Source organism: Arthrobacter sp. NPDC057259, assembly GCF_042668995.1.
GTDB lineage: Bacteria > Actinomycetota > Actinomycetes > Actinomycetales > Micrococcaceae > Arthrobacter.
This window is the reverse complement of record NZ_JBHUYA010000004.1, coordinates 26,158-47,487: the sequence shown is the minus strand read 5'-3', so window position 1 is coordinate 47,487 and position 21,330 is coordinate 26,158. Positions and strand designations below refer to the sequence as shown.

Sequence of the window (21,330 nt, the reverse complement as noted above, 5' to 3'; positions counted from 1 at the left end):
ATGTTCAGGAGCAGTTTTTGAAGTCACGCTTATTGGCAGGCGTTGCGGCAATCGTCATCGCAATCGTCGGCGCCATTCTTGTCGTCAGTTACGCCCAGGGTGCGGACAGCCGTGCCGTCCAAGACTTGGATCCCGTCAGCGTCCTGGTGGTCCAGAAGGCGGTCCCCGCGGGCACACCGGTTGCGAGCCTGCAGGCCTTCCTCACCACGCAGGAGCTCCCCGGCACCGCTGTTTCCAAGTCTGCGTTGAAGAACCTGGACGGACAAGGTGGCAAAGTGACCTCCGTGGAGTTGCTGCCCGGCGAGCAATTGGTGGCCGAACGGCTGATCCAGCCCGAGGAACTGAAGGCCAGCGGCGCTGTCGAGATCCCCAAAGGACTCCAGGAAGTCTCCTTCCAGCTCGAACCCCAGCGTGTCGTCGGCGGACGCATCGCCGCGGGCGACCACATCGGGATCTTCATCAACATCAAGGGCGGAGGCCTGGAAGCCAAGCCGGAGAAGGAAACCACCCAGCTCAGCATCCACAAGGTCCTGGTGACCTCCGTGCAGCGGGCACCCACGGCCACCCCGAGCCCCGCGCCGTCAGCTAACGGCTCTGCCGCCCCGGCCCAGGACACCTCCCTGCCCACCGGGTCAATGCTCCTCACCGTGGCGGTCAACGACGTCGACGCGACAAAAATCGTCTACGCCGCGGAGTTCGAAAAGCTGTGGCTGAGCAAGGAACCGCTGGACGCGACGGACAGCGGCCGCCCGGGCATCATGACCAAGCCGGAGGTATACAAGTGAGCCGCTTCGTCCTCATCTCCCCCAACACCGACTTCGACGCGCGGCTTCGGCGGGCCGTCGGCGGCGGACTGACAGGCGGCGTCCAGACCTTTGCCGCCGTCGACCCCGCCAACCCGGGCGAACTCTTCGCCAAGCTGGACCAGGAACGTCCCGAAGTGCTGATCATCGGACCGGACGTCCCCGCCGAGAACGCGCTCCGCCTCGCGACGGTCTTCGACGTGCAGCTGCCCGAGCTCAGCGTGATCCTGGTCGGGGAGGCGGACCCCGACGTCGTCCTCCTCGCCATGCGCGCCGGCATCCGCGACATCCTCAGCCCCTCGGCTGACCCCGCACAGATCCGGGTGCTGCTGGAGCGGGCCTGTCAGTCCTACGCAAGCCGCAACCGCACCGCCGCGATCCAGAACCCTGATGCCCCGCGCGGCCTGGTGATCGGGGTCTTTTCCCCCAAGGGCGGGGTCGGGAAAACGACCATCGCCACGAACATCGCCATCGGCCTGGGCAAGGTCGCGCCGATGAGCGTCGTCGTGGTGGACCTGGACCTGCAGTTCGGCGACATCGCCTCCGGGCTGTACCTCAACCCCGAACACACCGTCACGGACGCCGTCTCCGCCTCCGCCAGCCAGGATTCCCTGGTCCTCAAGGCGTTCCTCACCGTGCACCCCAGCAGCATCTACGCGCTGTGCGCGCCGCGGACCCCGGTCGAGGCGGACAGCATCACCCCGCAGCAGGTCAGCCGCCTCATCGCCCAGCTGGCCGAGCAGTTCCAATACGTCGTCATCGACACGGCACCCGGGCTGCCGGAGGTGGGGCTGGCAGCGCTGGAGCAGTGCACCGACGTCGTCTGGGTCAGCGCCATGGACGTCCCCAGCATCCGCGGCCTCCGGTCCGGACTGGACATCCTTCGCCGGCTGGACCTGCTGCCCGAAACCCGGCACGTCGTACTGAACATGGCCGATGCCAAGTCCGGCCTCAGCGTCCAGGACGTGGAGGCCACCATCGGCGCCCCGGTGGACGTGAGCATCCCCCGGTCCAAGGCCGTGGCCTACTCCACCAACCGCGGCATCCCCGTCCTCCAGGACGCCCGACGGGACCCGGCCGTGAAGGGATTGCGGCAGCTGGTCGCCCGGTTCGATCCGGCCTGGCGTGCCAAGGCCCAAAAGAAACTGCACCGAAGGGTGGTCGTCTAAATGAAACTCTCCGAACGCCTCTCCGCGGCAGAGGGCGGCCACCTCCCGGCGGCCCAGCAGCCGGCTTCCCCGGCGCCCCACCTGTCCCCCATCCCGGGCGGTCCCCTCCCGACCGAAATCGGTGCACAGGCCGTCCCGGCGCAAGCCCCCGCCCCGCAGGGTCCGTCCCGTCTGGCCGCGGCGGCACCGTCGCATGCCCCTGGGGAACACAACGACGGCGGCCGCGGAGCCCAGCCAGTTGACGCCTTCGCCGCACTCAAGGAACGTGCCGCCACCGCCCTGTTCGAGCGGATGGGGACCCGCTTCAGCGACTCCGCCGTGAAGGAGGAAGAGCTGCGGGCTACCGCCCGGGACGAACTGATCCGCATTGTCGACGCCGAACAGGTCCCGCTGTCCGCAGAGGAACGCGGCCGGCTGGTCCGCGACGTCGCCGACGACGTCCTCGGCTACGGGCCGCTCCAACGGCTCCTGGACGACCCGGCCGTTACCGAAATCATGGTCAACCGGATGGACCAGATCTACGTGGAACGCAAGGGTCAGCTCACGCTCACGGACTCGCGGTTCAGCTCCGAGGAGCACCTGCGCAAGGTGATCGAACGGATTGTTTCCAAGGTGGGCCGCCGCATTGACGAGTCGTCGCCCCTGGTCGACGCCCGCCTCGAGGACGGCTCCCGCGTCAACGCCGTCATCCCGCCGCTGGCCGTCGGCGGGTCCTCGCTCACCATCCGAAAGTTCAGCAAAATTCCCCTCACCGTGCAGAACCTGATCGAGTTCGGCACGCTCACCCCCGAGATGGCGGAGTTGCTCAACGCCTGCGTCCGGGCCAAGCTGAACATCATCGTCTCCGGCGGCACCGGTACCGGCAAGACCACCCTGCTGAACGTCCTGTCCTCCTTCCTGCCGCACGACGAGCGAATCGTCACCATCGAGGACGCGGTAGAACTGCAAATCCAGCAGGAGCACGTGGTGCGGCTGGAGAGCCGACCACCCAACACCGAGGGCAAGGGCGAGGTCACCATCCGCGACCTGCTCCGCAACTCGCTGCGTATGCGGCCGGACCGGATCGTCGTCGGTGAGGTCCGCGGCGGCGAGTCCCTGGACATGCTCCAGGCCATGAACACCGGCCACGACGGATCGCTGTCCACCGTCCACTCCAACTCCCCCAGGGACGCCGTCGCCCGCCTGGAGACCCTGGTCCTGATGGCCGGGATGGACCTGCCCCTGCGCGCCATCCGGGAACAGATCGCCTCCGCGGTGAACCTGATCGTGCAGATCTCCAGGCTCCGTGACGGCTCCCGGCGCATCACCCACGTCACCGAGGTCCAGGGCATGGAAGGGGACATCGTCACCCTCCAGGATGCCTTCGTCTTCGACTACTCCGCCGGCGTCGACGCCCATGGACGCTTCCTGGGCAAACCGGTGGCCACCGGGATCCGTCCCCGCTTCATCGACCGCTTCGAGGACCTTGGCATCTTTGTCTCGCCGAGCGTGTTCGCGACTCCGCTGGCCCCCGCCGGACGGGGGTGACCCGGACCGTGATTCTGTACGCCGGCGTCGCCCTCCTGGTCGCCGCCATCCTGCTCCTCACCATCGTCGTCGTGGCCCCCGGTGCGTCCCGGGTACCCCTGGACCGACGGCGGCCGGTACAGGTCGCCGCGGAGTCCTCCCTCAGCCGCTTCGCCGGATCCGCCGCGGGCCTGGCCGAGGGCTTCTTCGCACGCCGCAAGGTCCGGCTCTTCAACCGGGAGGCCCTCGAGCAGGCCGGTCTCCGCCTGGGACAGGGGGACTTCTACGTGCTGCTGCTCTCCGGCGCACTCGTCGGAGCCCTGGCCGGCCTCCTGGTGGGCGGCCCCCTCCTGGCGGTCCTCCTGGTCCTTCTCGCTCCGGTGGCGGGTCACCTGGTCCTCACCTTCCTCGCCGGCCGCCGCCGTTCCCGGTTCGATGACCAGCTCGGCGACACCCTGCAGCTGCTCTCCGGCGGCCTGCGCGCCGGGCACAGCATCCTGCGGGCCATCGACGCGGCCGGCAACGAATCCCAAAGCCCGACCGCCGAAGAGATGCGCAGGATCATCACGGAAACCTCGCTGGGCCGTGACCTGCTCGACTCCCTGACCGACTCTGCGGACCGGATGCAGAACGAGGACTTCGTCTGGATCGCCCAAGCCATCCAAATCAACCGAGAGGTCGGCGGCAACCTGGCGGAAGTCCTCGACCAGGTCAACGAGACCATCCGCGAGCGCAGCGAGATCAAGGGCCACATCAAGTCCCTCGCCGCCGAAGGCAAATTCTCCGCCTACATCCTGATGGCCATGCCCGTGGGCATCGTGCTCATGCTGATGCTGGTCAACCCCGGCTACATGAACGTCATGTTCACCAACCCGCTCGGCTGGGGCATGATCGCCGCGTCCGTCATCCTGATGACCATCGGCGGTCTGTGGATGCGCAAGATTATCGACCTGAAGTTCTGAGGCCGCCGTGAACGCCATCCTCCTCGCCGGGCTGCTGCTGATCTGCCTGCCCCTGTCCTACCTGTCCTGGTCCGTGCTCTCGGTGGACCGGAAATCCCAGCGCGCCATCCGCCAGATGCTCGCCCTCGGTACCGCACCCGTAGAGGCCACCGAGACGCGCAAACGTGACGTGCTGGAGCGGCTGGGCCGCCGTCTCACTCCCCCGGCTTACGTGCGCAAACTCGACCATCTGCTGGCCCTCGCCGGCCGGCCGGCGTCGCTGCCCCTGGGCCGGGTGCTTGCCGCGAAGCCGCTGCTTGGCGCCGTCGGGGCCCTACTGGGGCTGTGGTTCGCCAGCACCCCCGCGCCCATGCTCAAGCTCGTGGGACTCTTCGTGATACTGCTGGGCTACTTCATCCCAGATCTGCTGCTGTACAGCAAGGGCCAGGAGCGTCAGAAGGCCATGCAGCTGGAACTGCCGAACACGCTGGACCAGATGCTCATATCGGTCGAGGCGGGCCTGGGCTTCGAGGGCGCCATGGCCCGGGCCGGAGAGAACGGCAAGGGACCCCTCGCGGAGGAATTGGTCCGCACCCTGCAGGACATGCAGGTGGGTCGCAGCCGCCGCGAGTCGTATCAGGCCCTCTCCGAGCGCACCAGCATCCCCGAACTCCGCAGCTTCGTCCAGGCCGTGGTGCAGGCGGACACCTATGGCATCGCCATCAGCCGCGTGCTCAGGATCCAGGCGAAGGTCATGCGCGTCAAGCGCCGGCAACGGGCCGAGGAGAAGGCCATGAAACTGCCCGTGACCATCCTGTTCCCGCTGCTATTCTTCATCTTTCCGGTGCTTTTCATCGCCATCCTGGGCCCCGCCGTCATCAACGCGATCAACACCTTCAGCGGCCACTGACGCCGCGTGTGGCGGGTGCCTGCGGGCCCGACAAGGTTCCCCTCAGGGTTTGCGCAGGATCATCGGGCGCCCGGACGGCCGCCGGGTCAAGCGGGTACCGTAGTGCCATGTCTCTTTCAGCTGCCAGCCCCGAAAATCCGGCGTCGGGGGCCGCGACCACTGCCGTCACTTCCGACGACGGCGCGCGGCCGGGGCCCGCGGCGGCACCCCTGATGGACCCGGGGGCCCTCCAGGACCTGGGCGAACAGCTCAACAGTGCGACGGTCGCGCGGGGCTTTGCCCGCGACTACGCCCTGATGTGGGAGCAGCGCTACGACTCCCTGGCTGATTCTCTGACGCGCCGGGACGCGACGGCCGCCCTCGACGCCGTGCTGAGCGTGAAGACCTCGTCCTCGATGGTCGGCGGCCTGCGCCTGGCCGGCCTGGCCACGGAACTGGAAGGCCTGGTCAGGGAAGGCCTGTTGGCGGAGGCCGAGGCCCGGCTCGGCGAGGTCGCGGCCCGGGGCCGGGAAACCGTCCAGGAACTGCAGTTCAGCTACATCCTGATGGAGTGCTAGGGCTGCGCAGGCGCGAGCCGGTAGCCCACACCCCGGACGGTCTGCAGCCAGCGGGGCTGCACGGCGTCCTCGCCCAGTTTCCGGCGCAGGTTGCCGATGTGGACCTCGACGGCGCGCTCGTCGGAGTCGCTGATGTAGGCGTCGGCCCGGTAGTACTCCCCCCTGACCACGCGGACCAGGTCCGTCTTGGACCGGACCGCACCCGCGCCCTTGAGGAGCGCATGCAGGAGGTCAAATTCGCTGCGCGTCAGCGCCAGCGGCTCGCCGTCGACCATCACGGAGCGCATGTCCGGGTTCAGCGACAGCCCGTTGTGGCGCAGCACGTTGTCCGGCGCTGGTGCAGGCCCGGCCACGGCGCCGCCGTTGTCCCGGCGTGGACGGCGCATCATGGCCGCCACGCGGGCGCGGAGTTCGCGCGGCCGGAAGGGTTTGGTAAGGAAATCATCCGCACCCGTGTGGAGCGCGGTCAGGGTGTCGAGTTCGTCCGTGCGGGCCGTGAGCATGACGACGTAGGCGTCGCTGAACTGGCGGATCCGGCGCAGGACCTCAAACCCGTCAATATCCGGCAGCCCCACGTCCAGGGTGACCACCTGGGCATCCTCACGGCGGACGACGTCCACGCCTTCGCGGCCCTCCGAGGCGGAATGCACCTCGAAGCCCGCCTGCCGCAGCACGGCCTCGACGAGGTTCCGCACATCGGCGTCGTCTTCCACGACCACGGCCACGCCCAGGTCTGTCATGCCACCCTCACATCCGCTGCAGTTCCGCTTCCACCGCCGCCACCGGCCCGGGGCACCTCCGCCATGCGGGGCTCCGCCGCGCCAAAGACCCGCAGCACGTCCTGCCACCATACCCAGCCGGGGACAAAATCCCGGGCTCCGGCACATTTTTGTTCAGCAATCTTCGTATGTTTGATGTCAATTTATTTTGACACGACTGTAAACTCAAGCTTCGTGAGAGGAGCGTGGGCCTTTGGGTGAGTGGCGGCTGGTTCATGACGTGCGGGTGCCCCGCCGCCCGACCGTCCTGCACACCCGCCTTCGCGTCCTGAGCTCCCAGCTTCCCCTCACCCTGCTGCTCACCGCCGGCCTCGCCGCGGCCCCGTCGGCTTGGGACCTGCACCTCTACAGCGGGTGGGGCCAGGCCGCCGTCGCCGCCCACGCCGCCCTCTTCCTTGCCTGCCTGGTGGTCCCCTGGGAGCGCCTCCCGGCCTTGGCAACGCTGTGGATTCCGGTGCTCGACCTCGCCGCCATTGGACTCAGCCGGGTCGCCGCGGCCGAGGAGTTGCCGGGCCTCGGGGTGCTGTCCGTCCTGCCCGTGGTCTGGCTCGCCTCCTCCCGGCTCTCCCCCGGCATCGCCGCCGCGCTGAGCTTCTTCGGCCCGCTGCTGGCCGGACTCCCGTGGTTCTTCGACGCCGGCCCCGACGACAGCCCGGGCCGGATCGCCACCGTCGCCCTGCTGTCGCTGACCACCCTGGCCGTGGCGGTGGCCATGGAGTTCGTCAAGGGACAGCTTGCCCGCCAGCAGCGCCGCGTGGACTCGAAGGAGGCGCAGCTTCAGGCGCTCCTGGCCGAGAGCCGGGAACGGGAACGGCTGCTGAACACCATCCTGGACACGGTGGACGTAGGGATCGTGGCCGTCGACGCCGAGGGGCGGCGCTTGCTCACCAACAGCTGGCAGAGCCGGCTCGAGTCGGGCGCCGCGCCGCACGGGGCCAGCACCGCCGTGCACCGCGGCTGGGAGGACCACCTGCTGCTCACCGGGGCGGACCAGCGGACCCCGCTCCAGCCCGAACGGCGGCCCATCCGGCGTGCCATGGCAGGGGAATCCTTCGCCGACCACCTGGTCTGCTTCGGCGGCGCCCCCGGCGGCCGGGTGGTCTCCACCGGCGCCCGGCCGCTACGCGACGACGACGGCGGCTTCGGCGGCGCCGTCGTGGTCTACAACGAGGTCACGGGGCTGGTAAATGCCCTGGCCGCCAAGGACGACGTCGTCGCCACCGTCTCGCACGAATTCCGGACGCCCCTGACCTCCATCATCGGCAACCTGGACCTTGTCCTCGGCGAGGAGCTGCCACCGTCCGTGCTGCGCCGCATTGAGGTGGCCCAGCGCAACGCCGAGCGGCTGCTGGCCCTGGTCTCGGACCTGCTGGTCACCGCCAGCGCCGCCGTCCAGCTGCAACCCCGCCGCACCGACCTCGCCGGGCTGGTGGAGGCCAGCATCGGCTCCGCCCAGGCCCACGCGCAAGCGGCCCGGGTGTCCCTGGCGATGGAGGCCCGGGAGCCGTTGTGGGCGAACGTGGATCCGCTGCGCATCAGCCAGGCCCTCGACAACCTGGTCTCCAACGCCATCAAGTACTCGCCCGACGGCGGATCCGTGACCGTCTCCGGCTGCGCCGCGGAGGGCCGCGTGGTCCTCCAGGTGCGGGACACCGGGATCGGGATGACCGCCGCCGACGCGGACAGGATGTTCACCCGCTTCTTCCGCAGCCCGGCGGTGCGCGACGGCGCCATCCCCGGGGCGGGGCTGGGACTGTCCATCACCAAGGCGATCGTGGAGGGACACGGCGGCTCCATCACCTGCCGCACCCGTCCGGGCCACGGCAGCACCTTCACCGTCGAGTTGCCTGCCGACGGGCCGCCGCGCTCCTTCTAGCCGCGGATTGCCGGCCGAAGACCAGGGGTGGCCTACGAAGAGGCGCTACTCGCGCCGGGCTCGGGTCAGCTCCGCCCGGGCCAACAGCCCTTCGGCAGAGGGATAGGCCACCTCTTCCAGCACCAGCGGATGCGGCGGGGCCAGGACTGAGCGTGCGTCCCGCTGCCGGGCCAGCAGCCGTTCGTAGAGCCAGCCCGGGGGCTGCTCGCCGGCGCCGACGAACAGCGCCGAACCGATGAGGGCCCGGACCTGGTTATGGCAGAAGGCGTCCGCCTGGATGGTCGCGACGATGACGCCGTCGGCCCCGCGGGTGAACTCAAAGCGCTGCAGCTCGCGGATGGTGGTGGCACCCTCGCGCGGCTTGCAGTAGGAACGGAAGTCCTGCAGCCCCAGCAGCGGCGCGGCACCCTCGTTCAACAGTGCGGTGTCCAGGGCCGTCTTGTGCCAGAGCGTGGCGTGCCGGGTGACCGGGTCCCAGCGGGCCGGTCCGTCGGCGATGCGGTAGCTGTAGCGGCGCCAGAGCGCGCTGAACCGGGCGTCAAAGCCTTCCGGCGCCACCGCCGCGCGGTGTACCTCGACGGCCCCGGCCAGCTCCCCCATGCCCCGGCGGAGGGCACCGCGGAGCCGGCGCAGCAACGCGGCGGCCGGATCCAGTCCGGCGCCGCGGGGAAGCCCGGCCCATTCGGCGGCGGCCATGTCGAAGTGCACCACCTGGCCGCGCGCGTGCACGCCGGCGTCGGTCCGTCCGGCCACGGTGACCCGGACCGGCCGGCGCAGCAACAGGGCCAGGGCCTCCTCCAGGACGCCCTGGACGGTGCGCAGGCCGGGCTGGAGCGCCCAGCCGCTGAACGGCGCCCCGTCGTAGGAGAGGCCCAGCCGGATACGCAAAAACCCGCCGTCCCCGGTAAGGGGGACAGCGGGTTCGTGCTCGTTCATAGACCCAAGTCTATAAGAAGGCGGTCAGCGAATTACTTCGCTTCCTTCTCGGTCTCGGCGGGAGCTTCCTCGGCGGCCGGAGCCTCTTCGGTTGCTGCTGCCTCGGCCTCGGGGGCCTCTTCGGTCTCAGCGGCTTCGGTCTCGGCAACCGGAGCAGCCTCGTCCTTCTTGTCGGCGTCGCGCTTGGCGGCGGTGGTGGCCTCGGCAACCACGGCCTGCTTGGCGGAAACCGGCTCCAGGACCAGCTCGATGACAGCCATGGGGGCGTTGTCGCCCTTACGGTTGCCGATCTTGGTGATGCGGGTGTAGCCGCCGTCGCGGTTCTCCATCGCCTGCGCGATGTCGGTGAACAGCTCGTGGACGACGCCCTTGTTGCTGATCAGGCCCAGCACGCGACGGCGGGAAGCCAGGTCGCCGCGCTTGGCGAAGGTCACCAGACGCTCGGCGTACGGCTTCAGGCGCTTGGCCTTGGTCACCGTGGTGGTGATGCGCTTGTGCTCGAACAGTGCGGCAGAGAGGTTCGCGAGCATGAGGCGCTCGTGAGCCGGGCCGCCTCCGAGGCGCGGACCCTTAGTGGGGGTAGGCATAACTATTTCTCCTCATATGGAAGCCTGCGGACCGTGCACGCTGCGGTGCGTCCGGCCCGCCGGCCAAGATCTGTTTTAGAGCTCGTCGTCGCTGAACGCGGCGTCGTCCTCTTCGATGGCTGCGGCGCGGGCTGCAAGGTCGAAACCGGGAGGGGAGTCCTTGAGGGACAGACCCAGCTCAACAAGCTTTGCCTTGACCTCGTCGATGGACTTCGCACCGAAGTTACGGATGTCCATCAGGTCAGCCTCGGAGCGGGCAACGAGTTCACCCACGGTGTGGATGCCCTCACGCTTGAGGCAGTTGTAGGACCGGACGGTGAGGTCCAGATCCTCGATCGGCAGTGCCATGTCCGCTGCCAGGGCAGCGTCCGTCGGCGACGGGCCGATCTCGATACCTTCAGCTGCGGTGTTCAGCTCGCGGGCCAGACCGAACAGTTCCACCAGGGTGGTACCGGCCGAGGCAACGGCATCGCGCGGGGCGATGGCCGGCTTGGTCTCGACGTCGACAATCAGCTTGTCGAAGTCGGTGCGCTGCTCGACACGGGTAGCTTCCACGCGGAAGGTCACCTTCAGCACCGGCGAGTAAATCGAGTCGACCGGGATGCGGCCGATCTCGGAGTCGCCGGACTTGTTCTGAGCTGCCGACACGTAGCCGCGGCCGCGCTCGATGGTCAGTTCGAGTTCGAACTTGCCCTTCGAGTTCAGCGTGGCGATGTGCAGATCCGGGTTGTGGAATTCGACGCCGGCCGGCGGAGCGATGTCCGCGGCGGTGACGACTCCCGGGCCCTGCTTGCGCAGGTAAGCGACAACCGGCTCATCGTGCTCGGAGGAAACCGACAGGTTCTTGATGTTCAGGATGATCTCGGTGACATCTTCCTTGACACCCGGAACCGTGGTGAACTCGTGCAGCACGCCATCGATCCGGATGCTCGTGACAGAGGCACCGGGGATGGATGAGAGCAGGGTACGGCGGAGGGAGTTACCGAGGGTGTAGCCGAAGCCCGGTTCCAGCGGTTCGATGATGAAGCGAGAACGGTTTTCGGAGACGACCTCTTCGGAGAGGGTGGGGCGCTGTGCAATGAGCACTTAGGTTTCCTTTCGGCGAGCATCCGCTATATGACGCAACACAGGTGGTGGAAAGATCGGTCTAATGGCTTAACGCCGCGGCGCTTGCCCGGACCGGCGACGGTCCGGGCAAGCACGGCAGAGCATTAGACGCGGCGGCGCTTCGGCGGGCGGCAGCCGTTGTGGGCGCTGGGGGTGACGTCCTGGATGGAGCCAACCTCGAGGCCAGCGGCCTGCAGCGAACGGATGGCGGTCTCGCGTCCCGAGCCCGGTCCCTTGACGAAAACGTCAACCTTGCGCATGCCGTGCTCCTGGGCGCGCTTGGCAGCGGCCTCGGCGGCCATCTGAGCGGCGAACGGAGTGGACTTACGCGAGCCCTTGAATCCAACCTCACCGGACGAGGCCCAGGAAATGACAGCACCGGACGGGTCCGTGATGGACACGATGGTGTTGTTGAACGTGCTCTTGATGTGCGCCTGGCCCAGCGCGATATTCTTCTTGTCCTTCTTACGCGGCTTGCGAACCGCGCCACGAGTCTTCGGGGGCATTATTTCTCCTACAGAAAGTTATTTGGGGGAAGCGAACGCTGTCGGCCCACAAATGCCTGGTTCCCTGCAATCGCGAAGCGATCTCAGGGGGCACATGGGTTTTAGCGTCCGGCCTTCTTCTTGCCGGCGACGGTGCGCTTCGGGCCCTTGCGGGTACGAGCGTTGGTCTTCGTACGCTGACCGCGTACGGGCAGGCCCTTGCGGTGACGCAGGCCTTCGTAGCTGCCGATCTCGACCTTGCGGCGGATGTCGGCGGCTACCTCGCGGCGAAGGTCACCCTCAACCTTGTAGTTGCCTTCGATGTAGTCACGCAACTGAACCAGTTCGGCGTCGGTCAGGTCCTTGACCCGAACGTCGGCGCTGATGCCGGTGGCAGCCAGGGTTTCGTGTGCACGGGTCTTGCCCACGCCGTAGATGTAAGTAAGCGCAATTTCCAGCCGCTTTTCGCGGGGAATGTCTACGCCAGCGAGACGAGCCATAGTGGCGGTACTCCTTGAATAAACCGGAGGTCGTAGGCAGTACACCCGCACGGTGTGTGCGGCCCCAGCCTCCGACCGGGGGTTAGCTGTCCGGACTCGTTGGTGCTCAATGTCCCAGATCAGCTTGTGCTGCCTTTTATTTACTTGCGTGGGTTAGCAACCCGGGGTTCTCCGAAGGGGAGAATTAGCCCTGGCGCTGCTTGTGGCGCGGGTTCTCGCAGATCACCATGACCCGGCCATTACGGCGGATCACTTTGCACTTTTCGCAGATCTGCTTGACGCTCGGCTTGACCTTCATGGCGTTCCTTTGCGTGTTGCAGTGGTCAGCTGGCCCGGACCCTGGCTGATGCCACGGCCGTCCAGTGGTTATTTGTAGCGGTAGACGATACGACCACGTGTCAGGTCGTAAGGGCTCAGTTCCACCACTACGCGGTCCTCGGGGAGGATCCGAATGTAGTGCTGTCGCATCTTTCCAGAGATGTGTGCCAGAACGATGTGCTTGTTGGTGAGCTCAACGCGAAACATCGCGTTGGGCAGCGCCTCGGTCACAACGCCCTCGATCTCAATGACCCCGTCCTTCTTGGCCATACCCTCCGCTAACTGTTGTTGCCGCGGCACCCCGGTTTGCACCGGATGCGGCCGCGAACGTTTGTGATTTCTTGCTTGCCTCCCGGCTACCGCTCCCCAAAAGGGCACAGCAGGGCAGACAACCAACAGTCAACATTACGGCATCGAAGGCCGAATGTTAAATCCAGTCATGCTAGCGCACTCAGCGCCGGTATGCACGAAACCGGCCCGCCGGGGTGGTCTCGTCGACCGCGGCGTCGACCCCGTCCAGGATCGCCTGACGCACGGCGTCCGCCGCCGCGCTCTGCAGCGTGATCAGGCTCAGCTGCCGCGCCGCGTCGGTGTCGCGGTCCAGCGCGAGGGCGCCCGTGGCGAGGCAGAAGACCGTGTCCCCGTCGGCCAGGGTGTGGCTCGGGTTCAGCGCCCGTGCCAGACCGGCATGCGCCGCCGAGGCCGTGCGCTTGCACTCGGCCTTGTCCAGGATGGCGTTCGTGGCGACGACGACGAGGGTCGTGTTGAGGGGCGGCAGCTGCGGCGCTTGCGCGCCCTCCGGGCCGTGGCTGGCTTCCGCCGGCACGGGCGCAACCCTCTGCGTGCTCGCTCCTTCGTCGCTTAGACGCACGCTGCCGGGTTCCACCCGCGTCGGCGATGTGCCAAAAGGTAACCCCAGCGCGTTTACTACGGCTATGGCCCCTACGACGACGCCGTTGTCCAGGGTGATCGACGCTGTACCGATGCCGCCCTTGAACTGGCCCCGGCCGATCAGGGCTCCGGTGCCGGCGCCGACGTTGCCGCGTTCGACGTCGTGCCCTTCCGGACGGGCGGCGGCGTCCGCGGTAGCCGCGTAGCCCATGGCCGCGTCCGGGCGGGCGCCGAAGTCGCCGCCCCGGCCCAGGTCGAAGATCGCCGCGGCGGGCACGATCGGAACCACCCCGCCGGGGACGGCGAATCCCCTCCCCTGCTCCTCGCACCACCGCTGCGCACCGTGAGCGGCGGCAAGGCCGAACGCGCTGCCGCCGGTGAGGACGACGGCGTCGACCGTGGCCGTAAGGGTGGTGGGGTCCAGGGCGTCGGTCTCGTGGGTGCCGGGTCCGCCGCCGCGGACGTCGACCGAGCCGGTGGTCCCGGGCGGCGGCAGCACCACCGTCACCCCGCTCAGCCAGCCCCCGCCGCGGCGGCCGGCATGGCCCACCCTGATCCCCGGTACATCCGTGATCCCCGTCATGGCTCCATTGTGCGCCGGGCCGGGCGGAATTGGTGCCCGGTTCGCCAATCCGAGCATCCCTGACCACAGGCGAACGGTGTGGAATACTGCAACCAACAGAAGGTAAACGGGCAAGGAAGCCTGGCATAACAAAGCTCTGACGGGGCCTTGTGCGGGGTTCCACCCACCAAGTGTGTGATGAAGTGTATGTTGATCCCCCCGCCCGAACGCCTGCCAGTGGCAGGCCTGGATCCGTTAGAGACGCACCATGACAAGACAATTGACTGACAGGCCTGCGGCTACCGCCGCGGCCGTCGCACCGGCCCGGCGCAGGGGACGCTGGTCCGCCAGGACCCGCCGGGACTTCTTCGTATTTCTCGCGCTGGCACTGCCCAACCTGGCCCTGATCGCGGTGTTCACCTACCTGCCGCTGATCAACAACATCTACTACTCGACGCTGGACTGGACGCTGGGCTCCGCCTCGGCGACCGTCGTCGGCTTCGACAACTACATCAATTTCTTCACCAGCGCCGATGCACCCAACGTGCTCGGCACCACGGCGGTCTTCACGGTCGTCACCGTCGGCGGCTCGATGATCCTGGGGTTGCTGGTGGCCCTGGCCCTGAACGCCAAGGTCCGCGGCACCACCTTCGCCCGCTCCGCCGTCTTCGCCCCCTACGTCCTTAGCGGCGTCGGCGTCGGCCTGGTCTGGCTGTTCATCTTCGACCCGGGCTACGGCGTGCTCTCCTGGCTGCTGCGCGGCATCGGCCAGCAGAGCCCCCAGTGGATTAACGACCCGCAGCTCTCGCTGGTCATGGTCATCATCGTCTACATCTGGAAGAACCTCGGCTACTGCGCCGTGGTGTACCTCGCCGGGCTGCAGTCGCTGCCCAAGGACGTCATGGAGGCAGCGTCCCTCGACGGCGCCAACGGTTTCCGCCGCTTCGTCAGCATGTCCGTGCCGCTGCTCTCCCCGACTACCTTCTTCCTCCTGATCACCACGCTGCTCAGCTCCCTGCAGGCGTTCGACCTGATCCGGATCATGACCCCGCTGGGCAACGGCACCTCCACGCTGATCTACGAGGCCTACCTGCAGGCCTTCGGCGCCTACAACCGGGCCGGCTACTCCGCGTCCATCTCCGTGATCCTCTTCGCGATCCTGCTCATCATCACCGTGCTGCAGGTGCGGTTCGTCGAACGTAAGGTGCACTACTCATGAGCACGCTCTCCCCCGTCAGTCCCGATCCGGCGGCCGGGGCCGCCCCCGCGGCAGGCGCGAACCAGGACCTGCCGCCGCAACGGAACCGCCCGTTCTCCCGCGCCAACCTGGTCCAGACGATCGTCGGCGGCTACGTGCCGCTGATCCTGGCCACCCTGGTCGTCGTCGTCCCGCTGCTGTGGATGATGCTCAGCTCGCTCAAGACTCCCGGCGAGATCGTCACCACGGACCTGAAGATCCTGCCGCAGAGCTTCAACCTGGAGAACTACAAGGTGGCCATGACCACCGTGCCGTTCGGCCAGTTCTTCATCAACAGCCTGATCGTCACCACGGTCGGTTCCACGGTGAAGGTCATCCTGGCCATCCTCACGGCCTATGCCCTGGTGTTCGTCCGGTTCCCGTTCAAGAACGTCATCTTCATCGTGATCCTCGTGGCCCTGATGGTGCCGCCTCAGGTATCCATCCTGCCGAACTACATCCTGATCGCCGGAATCGGCGGGAAGAACACCCTCTGGGGCATCATCCTCCCCGGCCTGGGCACCGCGTTCGGCACGTTCCTGCTGCGCCAGCACTTCCTGACCCTCCCCGGGTCCATCCTTGAGGCCGCGGAGATCGACGGCGCCGGCCACTGGCGCCGCCTCTGGCAGGTCGTCGCCCCGGTCTCGCTGCCCTCGATCGCCACCGTCGCCCTCGTCACCGTCGTCAGCGAGTGGAACGACTACATCTGGCCGCTGATCATCACCGACCGGCCCGAGACCATGACCCTGCCGGTGGGCCTGACCCTGCTGCAGAACTCCGAGGGCAACGGCGCGGGCTGGGGCATCCTGATGGCCGGCGCCATGCTGGTGATCGTCCCCATCCTGCTGGTCTTCGCCGCGCTGCAGCGGTACATCGTCGCCGGCCTCACCCAGGGCAGCGTCACCGGGTAGCCGTCCAGGCTCGCCCTCCGCCCACACCCGATTTCCCCGTTCCACCACGCTTCAATCGAGTCAACCTTTCCCGAGAGGAACCATCATGGCCCCCAAACTCGACCGCCGTAACTTCCTTGGCCTCGCCGGCGCCAGCGCCGGTGCCGCGGCCCTGGCCGCCTGCGGCGGACCGTCCACCAGCGGCGGAGGCGCCACCACCGGCGCATCCGACATCGACTTCACCGGCGTGAAGCCGGCCGGCTCCTTCGACTTCTGGACCAGCCACCCGGGCAAGTCCCAGGACGTCGAGAAGGCCATCATCGACAAGTTCCAGGCCAAGTACCCGGACATCAAGGTCAACCTGATCACCGCCGGCGCCAACTACGAGGAGATTGCCCAGAAGTTCCAGACCTCCCAGGCGGCCAAGTCCGCCCTGCCCGGCCTGGTGGTCCTCTCCGACGTCTGGTGGTTCCGCTACTACACCAACGGCAACATCATCCCGCTCGACGGCCTGATCAAGCAGCTGGACTTCAAGATGGGCGACTTCCAGAAGTCGCTGGTCGATGACTACAAGTACAACGACAAGCAGTGGGCCCTCCCCTACGGCCGGTCCACCCCGCTGTTCTACTACAACAAGGACCACTTCAAGGCCGCGGGCCTGCCGGACCGGGCACCGAAAACCTGGCAGGAATTCGGCGAGTGGGCCCCGAAGCTGCAGGCCGCCTCCGGCGCCAGCTACGCCTACATGTACCCGGCACTGGCCGGCTACGCCGGCTGGACGCTTCAGAACAACCTCTGGGGCTGGGGCGGCAGCTGGTCCAACGGCTGGGACCTCAACTGCGACTCCGCCGAGTCCGTGGCGGCCCTGCAGTGGGCCCAGGACTCCGTCTACAAGGACAAGTGGGCCGGCGTCTCGTCCAAGAACGCCGCAGACGACTTCGCCGCCGGCATCGCCTCCGCCACGATCTCCTCCACCGGTGACCTGCTGGGCGTCCTGCAGTCCGCCAAGTTCAACGTGGGCGTCGGCTTCCTGCCGGGCGGCCCGAAGAAGGACACCGGCGTCTGCCCCACCGGCGGCGCCGGCCTGGGCATCCCCAGCGGTGTCAGCAAGGAAGTCCAGATGGCCGCCGCGACGTTCCTGAAGTTCATGACGGAGCCGGAGAGCACGGCGGCCTTCTCCGCCGCCACCGGCTACATGCCGATCCGCAAGTCCGCGGACATGACCGCGGTGCTCGCCAAGACCCCGCAGATCAAGACCGCCATGGACCAGCTCGCCGTGACCCACGTCCAGGACAACGCCCGCGTATTCCTGCCCGGCGCGGACCAGGAAATGGCCAAGGCCGCTGCCAAGATCCTCACCCAGCAGGGCGACGTCAAGGCCACCATGACGGACCTGAAGACCACCCTCGACGGGATCTACACCAAGGACGTCAAGCCGAAGCTGAAGAGCTAGCACCGGACGGCGACACGTAAAAGCCCTGGTGCTGCGGGAATCCCCGCAGCACCAGGGCTTTTCTGTGTCACTGGGGGCGTCGTGCGGCGGCACCCCCGGGGTCACGGGACGCTAAGGAATCGGAACGGGCACGACTCCGAGCGGGGCGAGCTTCGCGGCGCCGCCGTCGGGTGCGGACAGGACCCAGATGCCCTTCTCGTGCACGGCCACGGAGTGCTCCCACTGGCATGAACGGGCGCCGTCGGTGGTGACGACGGTCCAGTCGTCCTCCAGCACCGCCGTGTCGATGCTGCCGCGCACCAGCATGGGCTCGATCGCCAGGCACAGTCCGGGACGGATCTTGGGCCCGCGGTGGCTGGTGCGGTAGTTAAGTACGTCCGGGGGCATGTGCATGGCGGAGCCGATGCCGTGGCCCACGTAGTCCTCAAGAATGCCCAGCGGCTTGCCCGGGACGGAGGAGACGTAGTCGTCAACGGCGATACCGATGTCGCCGACGAACTTGCCCTTCGCCAGGGCCGCGATCCCCCGCCACATGGCTTCCTCCGTGACGTCGGAGAGGCGCTGGTCCTCGGGGTCTGCGGTACCGACGATCACGGTGCGGGCCGAGTCCGAGTGCCAGCCGTCAACGATCGCGCCGCCGTCGATCGAGATGATGTCGCCGTCGTTCAGCACCCGGTCGCCCGGGATGCCGTGCACGACTTCCTCATTGACCGAGGTGCAGATGGTGGCGGGGAAGCCGTGGTACCCGAGGAAATTCGACGTGGCCCCGGCGTCCTTGAGGACGCCGGCAAAGACGGCGTCGAGGTCCTTGGTGGTGACGCCGGGGACGGCCGCGGCGACGGCGGCGTCGAGCGCCCGGCTCAGCACCAGGCCGGCCTCGTGCATGGTCCGCATCTGGGCGTTGGTCTTGTATTCAATGCGCGTCTGGCCGAATGCCATACTCTGCGTCCTCTCGGTGGTGCCGCCGCCCCTGGCGGGATGGCGGACAAATGCCTGAGGCCCCTCCCGGCAGTGCGGGAGGAGCCTCAACGGTTTGCGGCGGGTCCTAGGCGGACTGTGCTGCCTTGATGGCCTGCATGACGCGGTCGGTGACCTCGTCAATGCCGCCGATGCCGTCCACGCGGGTCAGGATGCCGCGTTCGGCGTACTTGTTGACGACCGCCTCGGTCTGGCCGTGGTACAGGTCCAACCGGTGGCGGATGACGGCTTCGTTGTCGTCGCTGCGGCCGGTTTCCTTGGCGCGGCCCAGGAGCCGGGTGACGAGCTCCTCGTCGTCGGCAGTGAGCTGCAGGACGACGTCGAGCTTCTGGTCGTTGTCGGCCAGGACCCCGTCGAGGTAGTCCACCTGGGCGGTGGTGCGGGGGTATCCGTCCAGCAGGAACCCTGCCTCGACGTCGCCCTCGGAGAGACGGTCGCGGACCATCTTGTTGGTCACGCTGTCCGGGACGAAGTCGCCGGCGTCCATGTACTTCTTGGCTTCGAGGCCGAGCGGCGTCTCGCCCTTGACGTTGGCCCGGAAGATGTCGCCGGTGGAGATCGCAATGACGCCGAGGCGCTCCGAAATGCGTTCCGCCTGCGTTCCCTTGCCGGAGCCGGGAGGTCCGATAATCAACATTCTCGTCATCGCAAAAGCCCTTCGTAGTGACGCTGCTGTAGCTGCGCATCAATCTGCTTGACGGTCTCCAAGCCAACGCCCACCATGATCAGGATCGAGGTGCCACCGAACGGGAAGTTCTGGTTGGCGTTGATCAGGACCAGGGCGATGAGCGGGATCAGGGCAACGAAGCCCAGGTAGATCGCGCCGGGCAAGGTGATCCGGGAAAGCACGTACTGCAGGTAGTCCGCGGTCGGCTTGCCGGCACGGATGCCCGGAATGAAGCCGCCGTACTTCTTCATGTTGTCAGAAACTTCTTCAGGGTTGAAAGTGATCGCAACATAGAAGTACGTGAAGAACACAATCAGTGCGAAGTACAGGGCCATGTAGATCGGGTGGTCGCCCTTGGTCAGGTTGTTGTTGATCCACTCAACCCAAGGGGCCATCTGCTCGCCCGGCTTGGGCGCGTTGAACTGTGCGATCAGGCCCGGCAGGTACAGCATCGACGAGGCGAAGATGACGGGCACGACGCCGGCCATGTTCACCTTGATCGGGATGTAGGTGCTGGTGCCGCCCACGGTGCGGCGGCCGATCATGCGCTTTGCGTACTGCACCGGGATGCGGCGCTGGGACTGCTCGACGAAGACCACCAGGGCCACGGTCAGCAGGCCGATCAGCAGCACCAGGAAGAACGTGCCGGGCCCCTGGGCCTTCCAGATGGCGCCGAGCGACGTCGGGAAGCCGGCGGCGATCGAGGTGAAGATGAGCAGCGACATGCCGTTGCCCACGCCCTTCTCGGTCACGAGCTCACCCATCCACATGATCAGGCCGGTGCCGGCCGTCAGGGTGATGACGATCAGGATGGTGGTGATGATGCTTGAGTCCGGGATGATCGGCAGCTGGCAGTTCGGCAGCAGCTGGCCGGAGCGCGCCAGCGACACCAGCGTCGTGGCGTTCAGCAGGCCCAGGGCGATCGTCAGGTACCGGGTGTACTGGGTCAGCTTCGACTGGCCGGAGGCACCCTCTTCGTAGAGCTGCTGGAACCGCGGGATGACCACGCGGAGCAGCTGCACAATGATGCTGGAGGTGATGTAGGGCATGATCCCCAGGGCGAAGATGGAGACCTGGAGCAGTGCACCGCCGCTGAACAGGTTGACGAGCTGGTAGATCCCGCCCGAGGTCTGACCGTTCTGCAAGCATTGCTGGACATTCTGGTAGCTCACACCGGGCGAGGGGATGAAGGCACCCAAGCGGAAGATGGTGATGATTCCCAGCGTGAACAACAACTTGCGTCGCAGATCAGGCGTGCGAAAGGCCCGGCCAAATGCGCTAAGCAAGCGTCCTCCTGTGTAATAAGTAAAATCGTGTGAGATAGGTCAAACAAACCCAACAACCGAGTCTAGCGGTTGGAAGCTCCCTGCGAACAATCGACAGGGGGTCCGGGTGTGAAAAAACTCCCGGCACCCGGAGGCGTGAGCCCCAGGGTGCCGGGAGTTTTATGCAACGGGCATCAGCCCCGCCGCCTCCTTAGAGGGCGGTGGTGCTTCCGCCGGCTGCGGCAATTTTTTCCGCGGCGCTGGCCGAGAATGCGTGGGCGGTGACGTCAACCTTGACGGTGATGTCGCCGGTGCCCAGCACCTTGACGGGCTGGTTCTTGCGAACGGCGCCCTTTTCGACCAGGTTCTCCACGGTGACAGTGCCACCTTCCGGGAACAGCTCGTTGAGCTTGTCCAGGTTTACAACCTGGAACTCAACCCGGAACGGGTTCTTGAAGCCGCGCAGCTTCGGCAGGCGCATGTGCAGCGGCAGCTGGCCGCCGGCAAAGCCAGCCTTGACCTGGTAGCGGGCTGCAGTGCCCTTGGTGCCACGACCGGCGGTCTTACCCTTGGAGCCCTCACCACGACCAACGCGGGTCTTGGCGGTCTTGGCACCCGGGGCGGGACGCAGGTGGTGAACCTTCAGCGCGTTCTGCTTCTCAGCAGCGCCCTGTGCCTTCTCGGCGGTGTTCTTCTCGGCCATTTACTTCGCCTCCTCTACCTTTACCAGGTGCGGAACCGTGTTCAGCATGCCAACGGTCACGGCGTCGGCGGTGCGGACAACGGTGTGTCCGATCCGCTTCAGGCCGAGGGACCGAAGGGTGTCGCGCTGGTTCTGCTTGCCGCCAATGGCGGACTTGATCTGGGTGATCTCCAACTGAGCGTCGGACGGAATCAGGTTCTTCGCCATGAC

At 67.1% G+C, this 21,330-nt stretch carries 24 protein-coding genes; 10 read left to right on the top strand and 14 right to left on the bottom strand.

Features of this window, described 5'->3' with window-relative positions; all coding sequences use genetic code 11:
- The first annotated feature begins 32 nt into the window (after positions 1-32).
- From ACFUCU_RS08010 to ACFUCU_RS07985, 6 genes are all read left to right on the top strand, one after another.
- Positions 33-785, top strand: a complete 753-nt coding sequence (locus tag ACFUCU_RS08010; protein ID WP_377971869.1) for a Flp pilus assembly protein CpaB — start codon at positions 33-35, stop codon at positions 783-785.
- Positions 782-1,972 (top strand): CpaE family protein, encoded by a 1,191-nt coding sequence (locus ACFUCU_RS08005; RefSeq protein ID WP_377971867.1) that lies wholly within the window; start codon positions 782-784, stop codon positions 1,970-1,972. Before ACFUCU_RS08010 ends, ACFUCU_RS08005 begins: the two co-directional genes overlap by 4 nt.
- Positions 1,973-3,499 (top strand): CpaF family protein, encoded by a 1,527-nt coding sequence (locus ACFUCU_RS08000; RefSeq protein WP_377971866.1) that lies wholly within the window; start codon positions 1,973-1,975, stop codon positions 3,497-3,499. It abuts the gene before it with no gap.
- Between the two features lie 8 nt (positions 3,500-3,507).
- Positions 3,508-4,440: a type II secretion system F family protein gene (locus tag ACFUCU_RS07995; RefSeq protein WP_377971864.1), complete on the top strand. Its 933-nt coding sequence runs from the start codon at positions 3,508-3,510 to the stop codon at positions 4,438-4,440.
- A gap of 7 nt (positions 4,441-4,447) precedes the next feature.
- Positions 4,448-5,329, top strand: coding sequence for a type II secretion system F family protein (locus ACFUCU_RS07990; protein ID WP_377971862.1), 882 nt, complete (start codon positions 4,448-4,450; stop codon positions 5,327-5,329).
- Positions 5,330-5,436: 107 nt separating this feature from the next.
- On the top strand, positions 5,437-5,886 hold the full coding sequence (locus ACFUCU_RS07985; RefSeq protein WP_377971861.1) for an Hpt domain-containing protein: 450 nt from the start codon (positions 5,437-5,439) through the stop codon (positions 5,884-5,886).
- Here the strand turns inward: ACFUCU_RS07985 and ACFUCU_RS07980 are convergent.
- The gene (locus ACFUCU_RS07980; RefSeq protein ID WP_377971859.1) at positions 5,883-6,626 is read right to left on the bottom strand and encodes a response regulator transcription factor; all 744 of its coding nucleotides are present in this window, start codon (positions 6,624-6,626) and stop codon (positions 5,883-5,885) included. The two genes, ACFUCU_RS07985 and ACFUCU_RS07980, sit on opposite strands and share 4 nt — an antisense overlap.
- A gap of 265 nt (positions 6,627-6,891) precedes the next feature.
- Between ACFUCU_RS07980 and ACFUCU_RS07975 the strand changes: the two genes are divergently transcribed.
- Positions 6,892-8,541, top strand: a complete 1,650-nt coding sequence (locus ACFUCU_RS07975; RefSeq protein ID WP_377971857.1) for a sensor histidine kinase — start codon at positions 6,892-6,894, stop codon at positions 8,539-8,541.
- A 45-nt stretch (positions 8,542-8,586) separates the two neighbouring features.
- Here ACFUCU_RS07975 and ACFUCU_RS07970 read toward each other — a convergent pair whose 3' ends face one another.
- The 8 genes from ACFUCU_RS07970 to ACFUCU_RS07935 all read right to left on the bottom strand — a co-directional run bounded on the left by ACFUCU_RS07970 (position 8,587) and on the right by ACFUCU_RS07935 (position 13,948).
- Positions 8,587-9,477: a tRNA pseudouridine synthase A gene (locus tag ACFUCU_RS07970; RefSeq protein ID WP_377971856.1), complete on the bottom strand. Its 891-nt coding sequence runs from the start codon at positions 9,475-9,477 to the stop codon at positions 8,587-8,589.
- A 32-nt stretch (positions 9,478-9,509) separates the two neighbouring features.
- Positions 9,510-10,064 (bottom strand): 50S ribosomal protein L17, encoded by a 555-nt coding sequence (gene rplQ, locus ACFUCU_RS07965; RefSeq protein ID WP_290255911.1) that lies wholly within the window; start codon positions 10,062-10,064, stop codon positions 9,510-9,512.
- A 75-nt stretch (positions 10,065-10,139) separates the two neighbouring features.
- Complete coding sequence (locus tag ACFUCU_RS07960; RefSeq protein ID WP_290255912.1) at positions 10,140-11,150, bottom strand: DNA-directed RNA polymerase subunit alpha; 1,011 nt, start codon at positions 11,148-11,150, stop codon at positions 10,140-10,142.
- Positions 11,151-11,275: 125 nt separating this feature from the next.
- Positions 11,276-11,677, bottom strand: a complete 402-nt coding sequence (gene rpsK, locus ACFUCU_RS07955) for a 30S ribosomal protein S11 (protein WP_066436904.1) — start codon at positions 11,675-11,677, stop codon at positions 11,276-11,278.
- 101 nt (positions 11,678-11,778) lie between these two features.
- Positions 11,779-12,156 carry a 30S ribosomal protein S13 gene (gene rpsM, locus ACFUCU_RS07950; RefSeq protein ID WP_011775569.1) on the bottom strand — a complete coding sequence of 126 codons (378 nt, stop codon included), beginning with the start codon at positions 12,154-12,156 and terminating at the stop codon, positions 11,779-11,781.
- A 184-nt stretch (positions 12,157-12,340) separates the two neighbouring features.
- A complete protein-coding gene (gene rpmJ / locus ACFUCU_RS07945) occupies positions 12,341-12,454 on the bottom strand; it encodes a 50S ribosomal protein L36 (RefSeq protein ID WP_009358722.1) in 114 nt (37 codons plus the stop codon).
- 68 nt (positions 12,455-12,522) lie between these two features.
- Positions 12,523-12,744 (bottom strand): translation initiation factor IF-1, encoded by a 222-nt coding sequence (gene infA / locus ACFUCU_RS07940; RefSeq protein ID WP_009358723.1) that lies wholly within the window; start codon positions 12,742-12,744, stop codon positions 12,523-12,525.
- 181 nt (positions 12,745-12,925) lie between these two features.
- On the bottom strand, positions 12,926-13,948 hold the full coding sequence (locus tag ACFUCU_RS07935) for a P1 family peptidase (protein WP_377971852.1): 1,023 nt from the start codon (positions 13,946-13,948) through the stop codon (positions 12,926-12,928).
- A gap of 247 nt (positions 13,949-14,195) precedes the next feature.
- On the opposite strand from ACFUCU_RS07935, the gene ACFUCU_RS07930 reads away from it, so the two are divergent.
- From ACFUCU_RS07930 to ACFUCU_RS07920, 3 genes are all read left to right on the top strand, one after another.
- A complete protein-coding gene (locus ACFUCU_RS07930) occupies positions 14,196-15,146 on the top strand; it encodes a sugar ABC transporter permease (protein ID WP_364133336.1) in 951 nt (316 codons plus the stop codon).
- Positions 15,143-16,075, top strand: coding sequence for a carbohydrate ABC transporter permease (locus tag ACFUCU_RS07925; protein ID WP_290255916.1), 933 nt, complete (start codon positions 15,143-15,145; stop codon positions 16,073-16,075). Before ACFUCU_RS07930 ends, ACFUCU_RS07925 begins: the two co-directional genes overlap by 4 nt.
- Before the next feature lie 85 nt (positions 16,076-16,160).
- Positions 16,161-17,507, top strand: coding sequence for an ABC transporter substrate-binding protein (locus tag ACFUCU_RS07920; protein WP_377971850.1), 1,347 nt, complete (start codon positions 16,161-16,163; stop codon positions 17,505-17,507).
- A 111-nt stretch (positions 17,508-17,618) separates the two neighbouring features.
- Here the strand turns inward: ACFUCU_RS07920 and map are convergent, their stop codons facing one another.
- The 5 genes from map to rpmD all read right to left on the bottom strand — a co-directional run bounded on the left by map (position 17,619) and on the right by rpmD (position 21,327).
- Positions 17,619-18,446, bottom strand: coding sequence for a type I methionyl aminopeptidase (gene map, locus ACFUCU_RS07915; protein WP_377971849.1), 828 nt, complete (start codon positions 18,444-18,446; stop codon positions 17,619-17,621).
- Between the two features lie 106 nt (positions 18,447-18,552).
- The gene (locus tag ACFUCU_RS07910; RefSeq protein ID WP_377971848.1) at positions 18,553-19,122 is read right to left on the bottom strand and encodes an adenylate kinase; all 570 of its coding nucleotides are present in this window, start codon (positions 19,120-19,122) and stop codon (positions 18,553-18,555) included.
- Between the two features lie 5 nt (positions 19,123-19,127).
- On the bottom strand, positions 19,128-20,438 hold the full coding sequence (gene secY / locus ACFUCU_RS07905) for a preprotein translocase subunit SecY (RefSeq protein ID WP_290255920.1): 1,311 nt from the start codon (positions 20,436-20,438) through the stop codon (positions 19,128-19,130).
- A 190-nt stretch (positions 20,439-20,628) separates the two neighbouring features.
- Positions 20,629-21,120, bottom strand: coding sequence for a 50S ribosomal protein L15 (rplO, locus tag ACFUCU_RS07900; RefSeq protein ID WP_364133347.1), 492 nt, complete (start codon positions 21,118-21,120; stop codon positions 20,629-20,631).
- The gene (rpmD, locus tag ACFUCU_RS07895) at positions 21,121-21,327 is read right to left on the bottom strand and encodes a 50S ribosomal protein L30 (RefSeq protein WP_056626615.1); all 207 of its coding nucleotides are present in this window, start codon (positions 21,325-21,327) and stop codon (positions 21,121-21,123) included.
- Between the last annotated feature and the right edge of the window lie 3 nt (positions 21,328-21,330).